General features: G+C 65.7%; 15 protein-coding genes and 1 tRNA gene. 8 read left to right on the top strand and 8 right to left on the bottom strand.

Translation table 11 applies throughout. The features are described 5' to 3' along the window. The first annotated feature begins 103 nt into the window (after positions 1-103). Positions 104-2,098: a fatty acid desaturase gene (locus AC1DY7_RS06885; RefSeq protein ID WP_477492910.1), complete on the top strand. Its 1,995-nt coding sequence runs from the start codon at positions 104-106 to the stop codon at positions 2,096-2,098. Between the two features lie 436 nt (positions 2,099-2,534). Here AC1DY7_RS06885 and AC1DY7_RS06880 read toward each other — a convergent pair whose 3' ends face one another. After that, on the bottom strand, positions 2,535-3,263 hold the full coding sequence (locus tag AC1DY7_RS06880; RefSeq protein ID WP_477492909.1) for an SDR family oxidoreductase: 729 nt from the start codon (positions 3,261-3,263) through the stop codon (positions 2,535-2,537). Between the two features lie 257 nt (positions 3,264-3,520). Between AC1DY7_RS06880 and AC1DY7_RS06875 the strand changes: the two genes are divergently transcribed. The 4 genes from AC1DY7_RS06875 to AC1DY7_RS06860 are packed head-to-tail and all read left to right on the top strand — an operon-like array spanning position 3,521 to position 6,179. Beyond that, complete coding sequence (locus AC1DY7_RS06875) at positions 3,521-4,165, top strand: cysteine hydrolase family protein (protein ID WP_477492908.1); 645 nt, start codon at positions 3,521-3,523, stop codon at positions 4,163-4,165. Continuing rightward, positions 4,162-4,719 carry an SAM domain-containing protein gene (locus tag AC1DY7_RS06870; protein WP_477492907.1) on the top strand — a complete coding sequence of 186 codons (558 nt, stop codon included), beginning with the start codon at positions 4,162-4,164 and terminating at the stop codon, positions 4,717-4,719. The genes AC1DY7_RS06875 and AC1DY7_RS06870 overlap by 4 nt, the downstream gene beginning before the upstream one ends. A gap of 13 nt (positions 4,720-4,732) precedes the next feature. Next, entirely contained in the window at positions 4,733-5,344 is a 612-nt protein-coding gene (locus AC1DY7_RS06865) for a VOC family protein (RefSeq protein WP_477492906.1), read from the top strand. A 7-nt stretch (positions 5,345-5,351) separates the two neighbouring features. Next, on the top strand, positions 5,352-6,179 hold the full coding sequence (locus AC1DY7_RS06860; RefSeq protein ID WP_477492905.1) for an enoyl-CoA hydratase/isomerase family protein: 828 nt from the start codon (positions 5,352-5,354) through the stop codon (positions 6,177-6,179). Here AC1DY7_RS06860 and AC1DY7_RS06855 read toward each other — a convergent pair. The 7 genes from AC1DY7_RS06855 to AC1DY7_RS06825 form a co-directional block, all read right to left on the bottom strand. Beyond that, positions 6,176-8,920, bottom strand: a complete 2,745-nt coding sequence (locus tag AC1DY7_RS06855) for an AAA family ATPase (protein ID WP_477492904.1) — start codon at positions 8,918-8,920, stop codon at positions 6,176-6,178. The two genes, AC1DY7_RS06860 and AC1DY7_RS06855, sit on opposite strands and share 4 nt — an antisense overlap. A gap of 248 nt (positions 8,921-9,168) precedes the next feature. Next, positions 9,169-10,131, bottom strand: coding sequence for an AAA family ATPase (locus tag AC1DY7_RS06850; protein WP_477492903.1), 963 nt, complete (start codon positions 10,129-10,131; stop codon positions 9,169-9,171). Beyond that, entirely contained in the window at positions 10,023-10,271 is a 249-nt protein-coding gene (locus AC1DY7_RS06845) for an AAA family ATPase (protein ID WP_477493222.1), read from the bottom strand. The genes AC1DY7_RS06850 and AC1DY7_RS06845 overlap by 109 nt, the downstream gene beginning before the upstream one ends. A gap of 58 nt (positions 10,272-10,329) precedes the next feature. Then, a tRNA-Met gene (locus tag AC1DY7_RS06840) sits at positions 10,330-10,406 on the bottom strand. Between the two features lie 51 nt (positions 10,407-10,457). Beyond that, complete coding sequence (locus AC1DY7_RS06835; protein ID WP_477492902.1) at positions 10,458-11,867, bottom strand: FAD-binding oxidoreductase; 1,410 nt, start codon at positions 11,865-11,867, stop codon at positions 10,458-10,460. 141 nt (positions 11,868-12,008) lie between these two features. Continuing rightward, a complete protein-coding gene (locus AC1DY7_RS06830; protein WP_477492901.1) occupies positions 12,009-15,011 on the bottom strand; it encodes a UPF0182 family protein in 3,003 nt (1,000 codons plus the stop codon). Positions 15,012-15,078: 67 nt separating this feature from the next. Continuing rightward, on the bottom strand, positions 15,079-16,119 hold the full coding sequence (locus AC1DY7_RS06825; RefSeq protein ID WP_477492900.1) for a YlbL family protein: 1,041 nt from the start codon (positions 16,117-16,119) through the stop codon (positions 15,079-15,081). A 63-nt stretch (positions 16,120-16,182) separates the two neighbouring features. On the opposite strand from AC1DY7_RS06825, the gene AC1DY7_RS06820 reads away from it, so the two are divergent. Genes AC1DY7_RS06820 through AC1DY7_RS06810 form a run of 3 tightly spaced genes read left to right on the top strand, consistent with a single transcriptional unit; the run spans position 16,183 to position 19,824 of the window. Beyond that, positions 16,183-17,556, top strand: a complete 1,374-nt coding sequence (locus tag AC1DY7_RS06820) for a zinc-dependent metalloprotease (protein ID WP_477492899.1) — start codon at positions 16,183-16,185, stop codon at positions 17,554-17,556. Between the two features lie 35 nt (positions 17,557-17,591). Then, entirely contained in the window at positions 17,592-18,443 is an 852-nt protein-coding gene (locus AC1DY7_RS06815) for a cyclodehydratase (RefSeq protein WP_477492898.1), read from the top strand. Between the two features lie 43 nt (positions 18,444-18,486). Further along, positions 18,487-19,824 (top strand): macrolide-binding ATPase MABP-1, encoded by a 1,338-nt coding sequence (locus tag AC1DY7_RS06810; RefSeq protein WP_477492897.1) that lies wholly within the window; start codon positions 18,487-18,489, stop codon positions 19,822-19,824. Positions 19,825-19,857: the final 33 nt, after the last annotated feature.

Below are 19,857 nucleotides of genomic sequence, written 5' to 3'. Positions count from 1 at the left end.
GCTGACAGCACACCACACAGGGCTGCAAGGGTCTTGATGACCGATATCGATCACCAATAGTTTTCGAGTCACCACATCCCGAGCACGATCGAGGAGTTCGACGGTGACCACGGCGCAACACTCCCAACCCTCGCAGCTGGCCTTGCCTGATCCAGGTGAGCAGGTGCCGACCCTGTCCTGGCCGATTGTCGGGATCTTCACCTTCGCGCTCGTACTCCTCGGTGGGTCGACGTGGGCTGCCCTCACCGACACTTGGCCTGCGATCGCGACCATCGCCGCGAGCGCCGCAGCGATCTTCATCATGTTCACCGTGCTGCACGATGCGTCGCACTACTCGATCAGCTCACATCGTTGGGTCAACGTCGCGTTCGGGCGGGTGGCGATGTTCTTCGTCTCGCCGCTGATCTCTTTCAAGTCGTTTGCGTTCATTCACATCGAGCACCACCGCAACACCAATGACGGTGCGAACGACCCCGATCACTTCGTCAGCGCCGCGCCCTGGTGGCAGCTACCCGTCCGCTTCCCGGCGATGGACCTGCCCTACATCGGCCTCTTGGTCCGCAACATCCGCCGCCGCCCGCGCTCCGAGATTGTGGAAACGGCGGCGTTGATGACTCTCTCGGTGACGGTTATCGTGGGGGCCGCATTCGCCGGACAGCTGTGGACGCTCGCGGTGATCTACCTGATCCCGGAGCGGGTGGCGATGTTCGTGCTGGCGTGGTGGTTCGACTGGCTACCCCACCACGACCTGGAGGACACCCAGCGCGGGAACCGGTACCGGGCGACCCGCAACCGCGTCGGCTCGGAGTGGATCCTGACTCCCCTGCTCCTGTCGCAGAACTATCACCTGGTCCACCACTTGCACCCCTCCATCCCCTTCTACCGTTATGTCGCTGCGTGGCGGCGAAATGAGGCCGCGTACCTCGAACGCGACCCGGCAATGAGCACCGTCTTCGGGCAGCAGCTGGACGCGCCGCAATTCCACGAGTGGAAACGTCTCAATGGGAAACTCGCTGCGCTGCTTCCGATCCGGGTACCTCGGCCTTCTGCGGCGCGGCACTCCAGTACGCACCGGATCCCCGTCAAGAGCGTGCAGCCCCTGACTCCGGGGAGCGTCCAGGTCACCTTCGACGTTCCCGCTCATCTCAGCGACCGGTTCCAATTCCAGGCCGGCCAGCACCTCACCGTCAAAACACGCATCGCCGGCAAGGAAGTACGACGTAACTACTCGATCTGCGCCCCCGCCACATCGGGGAAGCTGGCGATCGGAATACGGCACGTCGACGGTGGGGCGTTTTCGACGTTCGCGGTCGAGACACTCTGCGCCGGTGACGTTCTGGAGTTGATGACCCCCACGGGGAGCTTCGGTGCGCCTCTTGATCCACTGGCTCGGCGCGATTATGTCGCGGTGGCGGCCGGGAGCGGTATCACACCCATCCTGTCGATCATCGGCACCACAATGGCGATCGAGACCGAGAGCCGCTTCACCCTCTTCTACGGCAACCGGACCGCTGAATCGACCATGTTCGCCACCGAACTCGACGAGCTCGAAGCACGCTATGCAGACCGCCTGCGCATCTTCCACGTCCGCTCAGCCCAGGCCCACCATCCAGCGCCCCTTCGCGGCCGCATCGATCTGCCGATGGTTCGACGCCTGCTCGGCGCTGACCTCACGACAATCGACCGCTGGTACCTGTGCGGCCCCAGCGCGCTCGTCACGGTACTGCGCGATGACCTCATCACCGAGGCGGTGCAGGCCGAGAAAATAAATCTCGAACTCTTCCGCGGCACGAACCGACCCGCCCATGTCGACGGCTTTCCCGAAACCGAGGCCACCATCACGCTGTCCGGCGAAGCGCACACCGTGCACGTCGCCGCCGGCGAGACCATTCTCGAATCCGCTTTGAAGAACGACATCGAAGCCCCCTACGCCTGCCTCGGCGGAGCGTGTGGCACGTGCAAAGCCAAGGTCACTGCAGGAGCAGTGTCGATGGAACAAAATTTTGCACTCAACAAAGCAGAGCTGGAAGCCGGCTTCGTCCTGACCTGCCAATCACATCCCACCACGCCCAACGTCGCAGTGGACTACGACAACTGAGCCAGCGCTTATGGGAGTGCTGGCATGTGCGCGCTGATCTGTCGCCTCGACAGTTGCTTCTTGAGGGGTACTCCCACGACTCGTCAGCTTCGCGAATGTTCCCCAGCGTGTTCGCAAAGCCAAAGAAATGGCCCCCGAAGAAGGCTCCGGGGGCCATTTCAACTGGTAGCGGGGACAGGATTCGAACCTGCGACCTCTGGGTTATGAGCTAGCCACCGGGAATTTTTGATACCCCGTCCGGTCCCATAAGTGCAGGTAGTGCGGTGCATAGGTCCGCTCGGTACCGCTGGATCCCACCGATTTGGGGGGTGTTTCGCAGCGTTGTGTTCCCAAAAGTGTTCCCAAAAACGCGTCGCTGCGGAACCGCCCGGAGAGCCTTCCGGCTGACCGTCGCCAACCCTCGACCGGCCGGCCAAGCTGGAAGCTGGAAGCTGCTTCAGACGAACTGTTGCCCGCCATCGATGTCGTAGGTGGCGCCGGTGAGCGCGGTATTGACCATGAGATGCACTCCGAGTGCGGCGACGTCCTCGGCTGTGACGACGCGTCCAATCGGTAGGTTCTGCGCGAGTTCGTCGCGGCGGTGCTCGAGCTGGTCCCCCAGCAGCGCTGCAGATAGTGGTGTGTCTACGAATCCGGCTGCGATGAGGTTGACCCGCACAGGAGCTAGTTCCAGGGCCAGCGCCGCCGTGAACGGCGGAAGGACTGCTGTTGCAGCCGAGACGATTCCGATTCGGTGGTCGATACGGCGACCACCGGTACCACCCATAAGGATGAGTGAACCCGCAGGGCGGACTGCCGTTCGGGCGTGCCGCGCTACGTCGAGGCCGAGTACGGCATGTCCGCTGAGCGCCTCACGAACCTCCGCTCCGGACATCTGCAGCATCGGCTTGTAGCTCGGCCCGCCTGCCGTCACGAGGATGTGGTCGATCCGGCCGGGAAGATCTTGGAAGAACTCGGCGAGCGCATCGGAATCGTTGGCGTCAAAGGCTGCGGTGCTGTGCGCACCCACATCGGCAGAGGCTGCGGCCAGCCGATTCGGATCCCGACCTGTGAGGATCACTGCAGCGCCGGCGGCGCGAGCCCGTCGCGCAGTTGCCAGCCCGATCCCGGCGCTACCACCGATCAGAACGACGGTTTGTCCAGCCAACTCGAGTTCCACGGTCATGACCATCTCCCTAGCACGGCACCGCGCATCCAAGAAGCGATTTGTCACCGTTGGAACGATCATTTCGACGTGTTCACCGGCGTGGGCATTCGCCGCTATTCGTCAGATGACAGTCGCGCTGACCCAATATGAACCTTGTTCGGCGCGTCTCCGACCAGCGCCCCCGAGTACGCCCCGGGGGCATCTCGGCGCTACCAGGGTATGGGCCCGGTATTTACCCCGGCGCGAACGGCATCCGTAGCGGCGATGCTCGAACCATGACCGATCCGGCAGAGACTTACAACGCGGACGACACGGCGCTGCTCATCATCGACCCGTACAACGACTTCATCTCCGAGGGCGGGAAGTTGTGGGACGCCGTCAAAAACGTCGCCGACAGAATCCAGCTGCTCGACCACATGCGCGCCGTCCTCGCCGCCGCCCGCCAGCGCGGCATCCGGGTCTTCATCGTCCCGCATCACCAAACCGCCCCCAACGACTACCGCAGCTGGGATCACCTCTCCCCCACCCAGCGTCGGGTCCTGGAGCGGCAGACGTTCGCTGTCGGCAGCTGGGGCGCCCAATGGCATCCCGACTTCGTCCCCCGCGACGACGAACTGGTGGCCACTCAGCACTGGGCCTCAAGCGGTTTCGCCAACACAGACCTGGACATGCTGCTCAAGCAGCACCGCCTCACCAAGGTGGTCATCATCGGCATGAAAGCCAACACCTGCGTTGACACCACCGCACGCTTCGCGCAAGAACTTGGCTACCACGTCACCCTCATCCGCGACGCCATCGGAGCGTTCAGCTGGGACGAGATGACCGCCACGTTCGACATCAACGCACCCCAGTACGCCCACGCCATCCACACCACCGACGAACTGCTCGCACTCCTCAACCACCGAAAGGCACTCGCATGACCATCGCGCACACCGACCTGTTGCTCGCCCGCTCCGCATTCCAGGCCCGGATCAACGCCCCAGCCGATCGCGTCGACATCGGCGCCTGGCTGCTTAGCATCCCCGATGCCGAGTACCAGCGCTGCGCCCCGCCGGATCACATCGCCGCCGGGTACACCACCACCGACGACGGCCGTCCCATGTCGATCAACGTCGAGAAGGTTGGTGACTCCCTGATCGTTGAGCACTACGTTGGGGAAATCGTCGAGCCCCTGCACGCCAAGATGGTGTCGGTCTCCGACGTATTTACCGAGGACGGCAGCCGCACCACCATCCACGTGACCTGGGAGCTGACCGCCGAACCCGACGGCGACGGGCTGTTGTTCACCAACGAAGTGGTCGTCCGACCCACCGAAGACTTCCTGGCATTCCTCGACGGTGCCGGTCTCACCCTGGAGCAGGCCGCTGCTGCACACACCACCGCGTCGTCCCGCCACAATGCCTTAGAAACTCCCCGGTTTGCGGCGAGCATCGAACGCGCCGCGCTCAGAAACGCTGCACCGGTCGGGCGCTGAGGAAACGCAACCCATGGACCTCAAACTCGAAGTCGTCGTGCTGCCCGTCACCGACGTCGACCGGGCCAAACAGTTCTACGCGTCACTGGGTTGGCGCATTGATGCCGACGTCAGCACCGGCCCGGACTTCCGTGTCATCCAATTCACCCCACCCGGGTCACCGTGCTCGATCATCTTCGGCACCGGTGTCACCGACGCAGATTCCCCGGTCATCGGACTGCATCTGGCCGTAAGCGACATCGACACCGCCAGAACAGAACTCCTCAGCTCCGGAGCAGAGGTGAGCGAGGTGTTCCACGATGCCGGCGGCGTCTTCCACCACGCTGGAGAGACCGCACGGGTCGCAGGGCCGCAACCAGACCGCGGCAGTTATGGCTCGTTTGCCACCTTCACCGATCCCGACGGAAACCGTTGGTGGTTACAAGAAATCACCACCCGACTGCCCGGTCGGGTCGAAGGCATCGCAGCGTTCAGTTCGGCGGACGATCTAGCCGCAGCGCTGCGACGCGCCGCCGACGCTCACGGCGAACACGAAACCCGACTCGGTGCAGAAGACCCCGACTGGCCCGACTGGTACGCCACCTACCTGATCGCCGAACACACCGGCACCCCCCTTCCGAACTGAGGACCACGTGATCACCACCGAAACCCTCGACCTGCGCGTCGACAACCGAGTCCTCTACGCCACCCTGGACGCCCCACCGCTGAACCTGATCGGCCCGGAACTGGTACGCGATCTGGTCAACCTGATCCTCTACCTCGAAGAGCACGACGACATCTCCGTGCTTCTATTCCGCAGTGCCAGCCCTGAATTCTTCAGCGCCCACGTCGACATGCACCGCGCTTCCGAACTGGGCACCGAAGTCGCCCGCCTCGAACCAGGAGCACCGCTGGGCGCACTGTACCGGCGCATCAGCACCCTCAAACAAGTCTCCATCGCCGCCATCACCGGCCGCGTCCGCGGCGCCGGCAGCGAATTCATCCTTGCGTGCGACATGCGCTTCGCCGGTCATCGTGCGATGTTCGGACAACCCGAGATCGGCCTGGGAGCCGTGCCCGGAGCCGGTGCGCTGCAACACCTCACCCGTCTGATGGGGCGAGGGCGGGCATTAGAAGCGCTCATCGGCGCCGAAGACTTTCCCGCCGAACTCGCCGCCCAGTACGGCTGGATTAACCGCTCGCTTCCCGACGACGAGTTACCGGCGTTCACCTCCGCGCTCGCCCACCGGATCGCACGCTTTCCCGCGCGCGGCATCGCCGACGCCAAACGTCGGGTCAACGCCATCGCCCTTCCCGACGTAGATGCGCTGCACGAGGACAGTCAGCTGTTCTTAGCAGGACTGGCCCGCCCGGAAACCAAAGCCCGGATGCAGCAGCTCTTCGCCGCCGGAATGCAGACCGACGGTGCCCTGGAAGCGGGTTTCGGTGCCGGACTGGGTGACCTCGCGTCCGCACCCTAGATGCGCTGCGTTTCTCGGCGCTGCAGCGCCGCGTCGAGCTCACGTCGAGAACCGATTTCGAGCTTGGCGAAGATGTTGTGAAGATGCCACTCAACCGTGCGCGGACTCAAGAACAACTGCGCACCGATCTCGGGATTGGTCCTGCGTCGGCGCGCGAGCTGCGCGATCTGCTCTTCTTGGGCCGTGAGCCCACCCCTGGAAGGTCCGGTGCGTTTGCGCACCTTCTCCCCTGTGGCCTCCAATTCGGCACGGGCCCGCGCCGCGAACCCATGGGCACCCATCCGGGTCAGGTCCTCGAACGCCGAATTCAATTGCACCCGTGCATCGACGCGACGATTCTGGCGGCGTAGCCATTCTCCATAGCTCAGGCGGGTACGGGCCAGCAGGACGGCCATTCTGGTCCGGCCAAATAGCGTAATCGCCTCGCCGTAAAGCCTTTCGGCATCATCGTCATCGGCGAGCATCGCGCGACAACGTGCGTCCATGGCACGGGCATAATCGGTCCCGCTGGCCGCCGCGACTGCTGCCATCTGATCGGAGGCGAACTGGGCGCGTTCACGACGTTCGCAGCGCACGCCGCTCTCGACCATTTCGAACAATGCACGCACGCTATAGCCTGGCTCCGAATCGACTCTCCCGCTGGGATATTCGGCAGAATCGGCTGCTGCCTCATAATCGGCGAGGCCGTTGCACAGCACAGCATTCCCGTACTCAACGTAGGTCAACGCCCAGCCCTCGCCGCGCTCCGTCGCCGCCGCGACGAACATGTCACGTGCGGTGCGGGCCGCGGGAGCGTCGCCTCGCCAAGCTGCGATGAGAAAGGCAATTCGAGGTCCAGCTGTGGCGGCAAGCGTCGGATCTATTCGCTGTACCTCGTCGATCAGCGCCTCTGCCTCGGCGAATCGGCCAGCGTGAACATAGAACTCCGCCAGAGAACCGAGCGCGAGCGGCAGCCAACTCAATGTGCCGGTCTCGCGAGCTAATTCCACTTGACTAAGCACCATGTCGTACCAGACCACGTCGTCGCACATGTGCATGCCCATGATGTTGAAGGCGTAACCCACGATGCCTGGATCGGGCGCTGCGTTGCGGTGGCGCCGCAATGCCTCCTTAAGTGTCGGCGCTGCTGCGACGTACCCGTGCGCCATCCAGGTCGCGATCCCACGCACCAGCAGCTGGATGGCAGGAGTCGGTTCCTGGTCCAACGGTAACTCCAAGGCCCGTCGAGCTATGCGCTGTCGAGCGTCGGGCTCGCCAAGGCGGCCCGCCGATCCCGCAGCAGTCAGCGCCTGCAGGTAGGTCACGCGCGCCAATTCCACGTCCAGTGGCGCTAAGTCGTTGGCCGCCTTCAGCAACAGAGCAGGGGCATCACCACCGGAATACTGCGAAAACGCAATCATCCCGCGGATCAGGGACGCCCTCGCCCGATCAATCTCAGACAACGGACCGCCGTCAGCCTGCGCAATCAGGCGGGCGGCGGCGGCCGCATCGCCGACCGCACACTTAGCCTCGGCAGCAGCGAGCGCACGTGATGCGCGCTTGCCCGGTTCGGGAGTCAATGCCGCCGCGCGCTCAAGGAATGCCGCGGCGGCCGCCGCACCTCCGCGTGCACGAGCGCGACCGGCCGATGCACTGAGTTCCTCGGCTACCTCATCGTCAGGTACTGACGCTCCATAGGCCCGATGCCACGCTCGACGATCCGGATCAAGCGTCTCGTCGGTGGCGTCGGCGAGAGCGCGATGCACCGCTTGCCGTTCCTCGGCGCTGGCGGCGCGGTAGACACCCGAGCGCAGGAGCGGGTGCCGGAACAGGAGAGCACCTCCTTCAGCCAACAAGCCCACGTCCACCGCGGCGTCGGCGGCATCGATACCGATGCCCAGACTGGTGGCCGCGCGGCCGATGAGCGCGACGTCACCTGCTGGATCGGCAGCGGCCAGAAGCAGGAGTTCTCGGGTATCCGGCGGCAGGTCGTGAAAGCGTGCAAGGTATTCGTTCTCGATGCGGACACTCAGGCTCCGGCCGTCGAGTGCTGCGAACCCGCCGGCGAAAGCCGCCGCCGCCATCTTGGAACCGAGTTCGAGCAACGCCAACGGATTGCCTTGTGTCTCATCGATGATCCGACGTCTGACGTCTCGGTCGATAGGCGCGGTGCCTGCTGACCTCAAAAGCTCGTCGGCATGGTTGACGCCAAGACCTTCGACGCGCAACTGCGGCAGGCCAAAGAGTGGGTCCGGCGCCAGGACGGGCGCTCGGGCGGCAAAGACCATTGCGACCGGCTCGGCGAGGAGCCTGCGCGCGACGAAGCCGAGGACTTGCGCCGAAGCTTGATCCAGCCAGTGTGCATCCTCGACGACGCAGAGCAAGGGTCCGTCCTCCGCGGATGCAGCCAGAAGGCCTAACGTTGCGAGGGCCACCAGGAGTCGGTCGGGACTGGCTCCCGACTCCAAGCCGAGCGCGACACTCAGCGCGGCTCGCTGCGGCTCAGGCAGCGAGCCGAAAGTCCCCACCAAGGAAGAACACAATTCGTGCAGGCCCGCGAACGGTAACTCCATCTCCGATTCCACGCCCGCGCACCGCAGAATCGTAACCCCGGAAGCGCTAGCGACAAGATGCCGCAGCAACGCCGTCTTACCGATTCCCGCATCACCCCGCACGACGAGAACACCGCTGCTTCCCCGGCGTATCCGGCCAAGCAGCTCATCGAGCGCCACACACTCACGGTGGCGGCCCAGCAACGACATGTTAATTGACTGAACCTTCCCCTCAGGGCAGTCAGATGCTAATCCTTCCGGACAACCCCTTCAACAGGTCGGTACGTAGCCCGCCCCGCCCTCGAATCGACGAAGTGCACAGGTCTGACGAATCGACGGCGGAGCGCGCTTATCGCCGAAAGTCGCTAGCCCGATTGGTCCGATGCGATCACAGTTCGAGTCCGTAGTCGGCCATGCGTTCTCTACTCCTGGTACGGCGCTGGGTGCATGCTACCTCCCTATCGCGCACGAACGCGTACCGCTGCGACCTCCAAGTCTGAAAGTCCGCTGTGCGCCGCTGCACTGCCTGCACACGGGAAGCTCGTAAGTGACGAACGCTGTTGGGCACCAAGGCGTCTGAAAGCCCCGCGCCATAGTCGTGTGCGGTGGTGACGGGTGTCGTTGGCGATGATGCCGCGCACCAACTCGGCCGCGTCGTGCCCGGTGCCGCGATCGGGTACAGCTGCCAAGGTGGATTGGTGGCTGTATTCGCCTGCCTCGCCAGTAGGTTGATAGATCTGCGCGGTGTTGGTGTGCCGTCCGCGTGTCATCGCAACGTACAGCAGGCGGCGCTCAGCGTTCTCGCTCAGGACAGCGTGGCTGGTGTCGGCGGTGACGCCCTGGGCAGAGTGCACGGTGACGGCGTAACCGTGGCTGATGTGCTCCTGAACGTAACCACCGTTGAACACGCCGACAACGTTGTCCTCCAGCCGGCGGGCACCTAAACGGTTGTTGGCCGGATTGACGACCTCGACCAACCAGCGTTGGCCGTTGCGTACAGGACTCGCTTCCGCGGCGGCGTTCTCCTGGTCGCGAACCGGGATCGAAGCGTCGTTATGTCGAGTCACGGTGAGATCCCCGACACCGATCCGGTAACCGTTTATGCCCGTCACGGTTGGGGCGTGGGCGGCGACCGCTTCGCGGTGCAGACGCCGGTTGAGCGCATCGGCTATCTCCCGGGTGTCGCACAACAACAGCGCATCCCGACCCGCAGCGATGTCCGCTTTATAGGCCGCGAGTGCGTCGGCGGCCATGGTGGCCTCATCCCCGCAGCGCAGCCGGTCGTGGCGGCGGTACCAGTCAACGGCACGGCTCACTTCTTTCTGGTCGCCGTCGCGCAATGCGAGGGAAGCGGCGCGTTCCTCGGAGTCGCGCATCCGCCAGACTTCGGTGAGTTTCTGGGTCCAGGCAGGTCCTCGCACAGTTGGGCGAACATCCCACCCCGGGCTTTCACCGGCGCCAACTGATGCGGATCACCGACAAAGATTGTTTTCGCACCGGCCTGGGTGGTGACGGTCAGCAACTTTCGCAGATCTGAGGTGCGCTTTGCGAATGTTCCCAAAAGTGTTCCCAACGGGCATGAAAATGGCCCCCGGAGAAACTCCGGGGGCCATTTCAACTGGTAGCGGGGACAGGATTCGAACCTGCGACCTCTGGGTTATGAGCCCAGCGAGCTACCGAGCTGCTCCACCCCGCGTTGGTGAATACAACGTTACAGAAGGGGTGCGCGCAGCTCCAAATCGGGTGCTCAGAGGCTGTTTTGAGGCAATTCTGAGCTCGGCATACGCACCACTTGACCGGTCCGCAAGACCCCGTCGGGGTCAAACTTGTCGGCCAGCGCACCCAGCCAGTGCCGGGTGTCCTCGTCGTACACGCGGGCCAGCCGTCCCGGATCTGCGGAGGGCGCGAAATTGGGCATCAGGCCACCGGTCGACCATGGCTCCAGCGCACGAGCCAGCGCGCTCGCCTGAGCCGGCACCAATTCGCCCGTCGGCCCGACAGGCACCCCGATGGTGGTGACCGCGTAGGCGGCGTTGCGGTGGCAGAACGCGCTGCTGTGCTCCGCCTGCCGAGCGAACGCACCGCCGAGCATCCGCACCTCGACGATGGTCTGCACGGACGCCGAACCCGGGCCGGCCGCGGCCAGCAGGATGTCGACCACCTCGGAGGTCAACTCGCGCAACAACGTCTGCTCCTCGTACACCGGCATCGGGTCGACCGGGTCCGCGTGTACCACGGCGATCGCCGCATACGGCCGCACCTCGACGGTGTCCAGCAGCGGAGTCCCCGCGGCCCGCAACGGATCCAGAAGAGCCGCTGCCTCCGTGAAATCGTCGAGGGCGGCATAGCGGACCGCGACCGTCAGCCGACCCGCCAGCGGATCGGGCACTCCCGGCAGCGGTGGCAGACACTGAAGCGCGATCGAGGTGTTGACGTTCTCGGGCAGCGTCGCGCACCAGCCGTACCACGCGCGCAACACCGCGGGCGCCTCGTCGCCGTCGAAATACACTGCGCCGCCGTAGAACTCGGGGATCGGGAGGAGATCTATCTCCACCGCCGTGACGATGCCGAGCGCCGCCTTGCCGCCGCGCAGCCCCCAGAACAACTCCGGGTACGCGTCCGGGGTGACGTGCAGCAGCTCCCCCGCCCCGGTGACCACGTCGAAGGACCGCACATGGTCCGAGGACACCCCGACACTGCGCGCCAGCGGTCCGACGCCGCCGCCGCTGAGATACCCCACCACACCGACGGTGGTGGACGAACCACACAACGGCGCAAGGCCATACGGGGCAGCGGCATCGATCACCTGCTGCCATCTCACGCCGGCGGCCACCCGCGCGGTGCGGCCCTCGGGATCGACGACGCATTCGGTCATCGCCGAGGTGAGCACCAGAATGGCGTCCTGCCCGATCGGGACGGCCCCGTGCCCGGTTGCCTGCACCGCGACGCGTAGGCCGTGCCAACCGGCGAACCGGACGGTCTCGGCCACGTGGTGCGGCTCCGTGGCGAAGACCACCGCGGCCGGTTGCACCTGCACGGCGGCATTCCATGGGTTGCAACGTTCGTAGCCGGGCTCCCCGGGCAGCGCGACCAGCGCGCTGAGGTGCCCGGGAAGTGTGGACAGAACATCATCGCCGACGGTTTCGGCCAGGGTCATCAGAGGTCCTTTCGACCATGCGCATAGACAGGCCGAAAGAATGGACCATCCCACTTGGGATCTTCTTGGAACGCATTCCAAGAGCCGCGATTGTGCGGTCAGAGCAGGCTACTTGGCTTACCTATCGCGCCAATCCGCAAGCTACTTGGCTTCGCGATACTTGTTCATCGCGTCGTCGAGCTTCTGCAGCGCGCCCCCGTAATCGGCGAAGTTGCCGGTCCGCTGCGCCTGCTGCACCGCATCGAGCGCGGCGTTGACGTCCTGCAGCGCAGCCGCCTTGGCCGTCGAGAGCTGCACGCCGCCACCGGGGACCGCCCCTACGGGCACCGGCACCTCGRGCGCCTGACCCTGCTGCGGCGGCGCAGCAGGGACCTGAGCCGCAGGAGGCGGCGTCGCAAGAGGTTTGGCACCGGAGCCGTCCGCCGGAGCCGGACCGGTGGCCGTGGCCGCCGCACCCGGACCGAAGATCTCGGTGAGCGCGTCACCGACCGTCGGACCGTAGCCGACCTTGTCGTTGTACATCATCGCCACCCGGATCAGGCGCGGGTAGGACGACGCCGCGTCACTGGCGCCCGGTGAGGCGTACACGGGTGCCACATACAACAGGCCACCCGCGCTGACCGGCAGGGTCAGCAGGTTGCCCCACCGGATCCGGTTCTGGTTGTCCCGGCCGATGACACCGAGGTCCTGACTGACCGCGGTATCGGTACTGATGGCGTTGAACGCCAGCTTGGGTCCGTTGACCTGACCGGGGATGGTGAGCACGGTGATCTTGCCGTACGTCTGCGGATCCGAACTGGCGCTGATGTACGCCGCCAGGAAGTCCCGCCGGAACCGGTTCATCGCGCTGGTCAGCTGGAATGACGCCGAATTGTCGTTCTGCGCAATGTCTTTGGCCACGATGTAATACGGCGGCTGATAACTGCTGGCCGTCGGGTTCGGATCCAGCGGGACGTCCCAGAAGTCCGAGGTGGAGAAGAACGTCACCGGATCGTTGACGTGGTACTTGGCCAGCAACGACCGCTGGATCTTGAACAGGTCCTCCGGGTAGCGCAGGTGGTCCTGCAGTTCCGTGGACATGTCGCTCTTCGGCTTCACCGTGCCCGGGAACACCGACATCCACGCCTTGAGCACCGGATCGTTCTCGTCCTGCGCATAGAGCGTGACGGTGCCGTCGTAGGCGTCGACGGTGGCCTTCACCGAGTTCCGGATGTAGGACACCTGCTTGTCGGGCAGCAACCGGTTGACCGCGACCTCGTTGGAGTCGATGGTCGCACTGGACAGCGACGTCAGCTCGGAATACGGGTAGTTGTCCAGCGTGGTGTAGCCGTCGACGATCCACACCATCCGCTTGTTGACAATGGCCGGGTAGACCCCGTTGTCGGTGGTGAGCCACGGCGCCACCGCCTCGACCCGCTCGGACGGATCGCGGTTGAACAAGATCTTGCTGTTGGAGCCGATCACGTTGGAGAACAAGAAGTTCCGCTCGGCGAACTTCGCCGCGAACACGCTGCGCGCCAGCCAGTTACCGATCGACACACCACCGCCACCGGTATAGGTGTAGTTCTTGGTCTCGGTGTTGGTCTCGTAGTCGTATTCACGGTCACCGCCGTTGCGGCCGACGATCGCGTAATCGCCGGGCGCACTGGCGATCACCGGGCCGTAGTAGACCCGGGGCTGATCCAGCGGCGCGGGCCCGGGCGAGACCACCCCGCCGTTGGCCCCCACCACGCTGGCGAGGAACTCCGGGTAGCCACCGTTCTGGTTGGGATCGTTGGCCACCCCGCGCACCGTGTTGGCCGGCGATGCGATGAAACCGTTGCCGTGCGTATAGACGGTGTGCCGGTTGATCCAGTCGCGCTGGTTGTCGATCAACCGCTCGGGGTTGAGTTCGCGCGCGGCGACGACGAAGTCGCGCAGGTTGCCGTCCGGCCCGTTGTAGCGGTCCATGGCCAGTTGCTCGGGAAAGCTGTAGAAGTTCTTGCCCTGCTGGAACTGTGTGAACGCTGGGCTGACGATGGTCGGGTCCAGCAGACGGATGTTCGACGTCGTCGCGCGATCGGCGGCCACCTGCTGGGCCGTCGTCGCCGCGTTACCGCTGTAATCGCGGTAGGTGACGGTCTGATCGGTCAGCCCGTAGGCCTGTCTGGTCGCCGTGATACTTCGGCCGATGTATTCGCTTTCCTTCTGCGCGGCATTGGGTTTGACGCTGAACTGCTCGACGATCATGGGCCAGCCCGCGCCGATGATGAGGGAGGACAGCAACAGCAGCACCAGCCCGATGGCCGGGATGCGCAGGTCACGCATGAACAGCGCGGAGAACACGGCGACCGCACAGATCACCGCGATGGCCAGCAGGATCAGCTTCGCGGGCAGCACGGCGTTGATGTCGGTGTAGCCCGCGCCGGTGAACGGTTTGCCGCCACGGGTGTTACTGAGCAGCTCGTAGCGGTCCAGCCAGTAGGCCGCGGCCTTGAACAGCACCAGCGTGCCGGCCAGCGCCACCAACTGGATACGTGCGGCCTTGCTGAGCGCGCCGGTCCGTCCGGACAGCCGGATCCCGCCGAACAGGTAGTGGCTCACCAGGTTCGCCAGGAACGCGATGAAGACGCCGATCATCAGGAAGTCCAGCAGCCACCGGTAGAACGGCAGATCGAACGCGTAGAAGCCGAGATCGCGGCCGAACTGCGGATCGGTGACGCCGAAATCGCCACCGTGCAGGAACATTTGCACCGTCGTCCAGGACTGCCACGCGACGACGCCGGCGCACAGACCGACGAACACCGGGATGCCGATCCCGAACAGCCGCAACCGGCTCATCACGGTGGTGCGGTACCGGGCGACCGGATCGTTGGGCCCGGCGGACGGCACGAACACCGGACGGGTGCGGTAGGCCAGCGTCATCCCGCCGAACACCAGCGCGCCGAACACCACGGCAGCGGCCAGCCCCAGAACGATCTCGGTCATCAGCCGGGTGGTGAACACCGACCGGTAGCCGAGCTCACCGAACCAGAGCCAGTCGACGTAGGTGTCGATGACGCGGGGCCCCACCAACAACAGCAGGACGACCGCCAGGGCCACCGCGATGAGGATCCTGCTTCGTCGTGTCAGCTTCGGCATTCGCGCCGCGGGCCGCATTCCCACTCGTCAACTCCAGTCTTGTGGTCCGTGGAACTGCAATAACTCTACGCAAAGCCCGCCAAGGGCACTCTCAGCAACGCGGAGGTTCGCCACCGGCAGAAATGGTGTGCAACGCGTCGACGGCGGTGGTCAGGGTGTCCACCTTGACCAGCTGCAGCCTGTCGTCACGCGCCGTCAGCGCTTCGGCGCAGTTGTCGGCAGGCACCAGGAACACGGTGGCGCCCGCTTCCTGGGCCGCCATCATCTTGTGCGTGATGCCGCCGATCGAGCCGACGGCGCCGTCGGCACTGATGGTGCCGGTGCCCGCGATGAACTTTCCGTCGTTGAGGTCGCCGGTGGTGAGCTTGTCGACGACGGCCAGGCTGAACATCAACCCGGCCGACGGGCCGCCGATATTGGCAAGGTTGAACTCGATGTCGAACGGAGCCCACGGCGCGTCGAGCACCCCGATGCCCAGGAATCCGTGCTCACGGTCGGGGTTGGAGCCCAGCGTGATGGTGACGGTGCCGGCCGGCTGATTCTTGCGGCGGTAGTCGATCACCATCTGATCCCCCGGCTTCGTGCTCTTCACGATCGCCTGGAAGGCCTCCATATTGGGCACCTCGACGTTGTTGACCATGTCGATCGCGTCGCCGTCCTTGAGCTTTCCCGCCGACGGCCCGGGATCGCTCACCGACTCGACGGTCACCGATTTCGGGTACTTCAGAAAGGACAGCGCCGCGTATTCCGCGTTGTCCTCCGACGCCTTGAACTCGTTGGTGTTGGCCTTGTCGATGTCGTCCTTGGACTTCTCCGGCGGGTACACCAGATCGCGCGGCACCAGCTGATCGCGTCCGGACATCCACAGGGCGAGGGCTTCACCGAGGGTGAGACCGTCGCGCTGCGACACCGTCGTCATGTTCAGGTGTCCCGAGGTGGGATGCACGATGGAGCCGGCGGTGCCGTCGGTGCTCTTGATGTCGACGACCTGTTTGCCCTCCACCTCACCGAGGGTGTTGAACGTCGGGCCCGGGCCCAGCGACACGTAAGGGACCGTCACCAACGACAGCAGCACGCCGAACGCCACGATCGGCACCAGCGCGACCACCAGCGTCATAATCCGCCTGTTCACGCCGCCCACAGTAGAGCGCGTTCACCCACAGCGTGACCCGCGGCCCCACGTCGGCGGTCAGGTGTGAGTACCGTTGAAGCCATGGCTGACCTGCCCTTCGGCTTCTCCAGCGGGGACGACCCCGACCGCGACAAGCGCAACGAAAACCCCGGCCAGGGTTCTGGCGCGGATCCCTTCGGCCTGGGCGGTGCCGGCTTCGACATGGGCGATCTGGGCCAGATATTCACCAAGCTCGGCGAAATGTTCAGCGGCGCAGGCAATGTGATGAACCCCGGCCAACAGTCCGGTCCGGTGAACTACGACCTGGCCCGCCAGTTGGCGTCCAGCTCGATCGGATTCGTCGCTCCGGTGTCGGAGAAGACGGGGGCCGCCATCTCCGATGCGGTGCGCCTCGCCGAAACCTGGCTCGACGGGGTGACCCCGCTGCCCGCCGGCACCACCCGTGCCGTGGCATGGACCGCCACCGACTGGCTGGACAACACGCTGGACACCTGGAAGCGGTTGTGCGACCCGGTCGCCGAACAGATCTCGACGGTCTGGGCCTCGGCACTGCCCGAAGAGGCCCAGACCATGGCCGGTCCCCTGCTGGCGATGATGTCGCAGATGGGCGGGATGGCCTTCGGCAGTCAGCTCGGCCAGGCGCTGGGCAAGCTGTCCAAGGAGGTGCTCACCTCCACCGATATCGGGCTGCCGCTGGGCCCCAAGGGCGTTGCCGCGTTGCTGCCCGAGGCCGTCGAAACGCTGTCGGAAGGTCTGGAGCAACCGCGCAGCGAGGTGCTGACCTTCCTGGCCGCGCGTGAGGCCGCCCACCACCGGCTGTTCAGCCATGTCCCGTGGCTGTCGAGCCAGTTGCTCAGCGCCGTCGAGGCGTTCGCCAAGGGCATGAAGATCGACATGAGCGGGATCGAAGACCTGGCCAGCGGTATCAACCCGGCCGCTCTGACCGACCCTGCCGCCATGGAGCAGCTACTCAACCAGGGCATTTTCGAACCGAAGGCCACCCCCGAGCAGGTCGCGGCGCTGGAACGGCTGGAAACGCTGCTCGCCCTGGTCGAAGGCTGGGTGCAGACCGTCGTCACCGCCGCGCTCGGCGAACGCATCCCCGGAACGGCCGCGTTGTCGGAGACCTTGCGGCGCCGGCGTGCGACCGGCGGTCCGGCCGAGCAGACGTTCGCCACCCTGGTCGGCCTGGAATTGCGGCCACGCAAGCTGCGCGAAGCGGCCCTGCTGTGGGAGAAGCTCACCGACGCCGTCGGCGCCGACGCGCGCGATGCCGTCTGGCAGCATCCCGATCTGCTCCCCCGCGCCGAGGATCTCGACGAGCCCGCCGCGTTCATCGACCGGGCCGTCGGCGGTGACACCAGCGGCATCGACGAGGCGCTGGCCCAGCTCGAAGACGAGGGGAACGACGGACCCGCGGAGCCCGAAAACAACTGATTCGGCACCCCGCCGGGCCGTGGCACAGTCAGTGCATGAGGCGCTATCTGCTCAATCCGTCGATGCCGGTGCTGCTGCGACCGGATGACACGGTGCAGGTGGGTTGGGACCCACGCCGGGCAGTGGAGGTGCATCCCCCGGCCGGACTGACCTCCGGTGCGCTGGCCGCCCTGCTGCGCGGAATGCAGTCCGCCTGCTCCCCGGACGAAGTGTGCGGGCACGCCCGACGACTCGGGGTGCCCGACCCGTCCTGCGCGTCCATCGTGGCCGAACTTTTCGGTGTCCTCACCCAGGCCGGGGTGCTGACCACGGGACACCCCGTCGGCCGGACGGTGACCGTCCGCATCCACGGCCGGGGCCCGCTGTCGGACCTGCTGGCCGGGGCGCTGAAATGCTCCGGCACCCGGATCACGCACAGCAGCCAGCCCCACGCCGTCGTGACCGCCGACCGCACCGACCTCGTGGTGCTCGCCGACGCCCTGATCGCCGACCCGCGGGTGCTGCGCGACCTGCATGCGGCCGAGGTGCCGCACCTGCCCGTGCGGGTGCGCGACGGCACCGGGCTGGTGGGTCCGCTCGTCATCCCCGGCGTGACGTCGTGTCTGGCGTGTGCCGACCGGCACCGCCGCGATCGGGACGCGGCCTGGCCCGCGGTGGCCGCCCAATTGCGGCACACCGTCGGGGCGGCCGACCGCGCCACCCTGATGGGCACCGCGGCGCTGGCCCTCAACCAGGTGGACCGGGTGGTCCGCGCCCTGCGCTGTGCGGACGATCCGCTGGGCATCCCGGACCCGCCGATGACGCTGGACACCACCCTGGAGTTCGACGTCGGCAGCGGCTCGGTGCTGGCCCGCCGGTGGTCACGGCACCCGGGCTGCCCCTGCTGAGCTCGCCCCGTTGCCTGTTCGTTGCGGGATAGTCAGCGACGTCGTGGATGATGGACATGTGGCTGATATCAAGCGTGGAAGCATCGCTCGCAATGCCAAGCTCGCGACGCTGCCGGTCGGTTTCGCGGGCCGGGCCGCGCTGGGCTTCGGCAAGCGCCTGACCGGCAAGTCCAAGGACGAGGTCACCGCCGAGTTGATGGACAAGGCGGCCCAGCAGTTGTTCACCGTGCTGGGTGAACTCAAGGGCGGCGCGATGAAAGTCGGCCAAGCCCTTTCGGTCATGGAAGCCGCCATTCCCGAGCAGTACGGCAAGCCCTACCGCGAGGCGCTGACCAAGCTGCAGCGCGAAGCGCCACCGCTGCCCGCCGCGAAGGTGCACCGCGTCCTGGACGCGCAGTTGGGCACCAAATGGCGGGACCGGTTCGCGTCGTTCGACGACACCCCGATCGCCTCGGCCAGCATCGGTCAGGTGCACAAAGCGGTGTGGGCCGACGGGCGTGACGTCGCCGTCAAGATCCAGTACCCGGGTGCCGACGAAGCGCTGCGCGCCGACTTGAAGACCATCCAGCGCCTGGTCAGCGTCTTCAAGCAGCTGGCGCCGGGCGCCGACGTCGAGGGCGTGGTCAGCGAACTGATCGAACGCACCGAGATGGAACTGGACTACCGGCTGGAAGCGGAGAACCAGCGCGCGTTCGCCAAGGCCTACGAGAACGACCCGCATTTCGCGGTCCCCCACATCGTGGCCAGCGCCCCCAAGGTGGTGATCGCCGAATGGATGGACGGCATCCCCATGTCGGTGATCATCCGCGAGGGCACCCCGGAACAGCGGGACCTGATGGGCACCAGGCTGACCGAACTGACCTTCGGCGCGCCGAAGCGGCTGGAGTTGATGCACGGCGACGCGCACCCCGGCAATTTCATGCTGCTGCCCGACGGCCGGATGGGTGTCATCGACTTCGGTGCGGTGGCCCCGCTGCCCGGCGGCTTCCCGGTGGCGCTCGGCCAGACGATCCGGCTGGCGCGCGACAAGAACTACGAAGAGGCGCTGCCCGCGATGGAGGCCGCGGGGTTCATCCAGAAGGGTGAGCGGGTGTCGGCCGAAGAGATCGACGACATGTTGCGCCAGTACGTGCAGCCCATCGAGGTCGACGTCTTCCACTACACCCGACGGTGGCTGCAGAAGATGGCCGCCGGTCAGATGGACAACTCGGTGGCTCAGATCAAGATGGCCCGGCAGCTCGACCTGCCTGCGCAGCTGGCCATCCCGCTGCGGGTGATCGCGTCGACGATCGCCATCTGCTGCCAGCTCGACGCGCACGTTCCCATGAAAGCCATTGCGACAGAGCTGGTTCCGGGCTTCGCCGAAGAGGACGCCGCCTGACGGCGTCTGCCTGGAAGGCCAGGCGGCCTAGCA

The sequence above is a fragment of the Mycobacterium sp. P2_H7 genome, from assembly GCF_056403275.1.
This window is presented reverse-complemented; position numbering and strand designations above follow the sequence as displayed.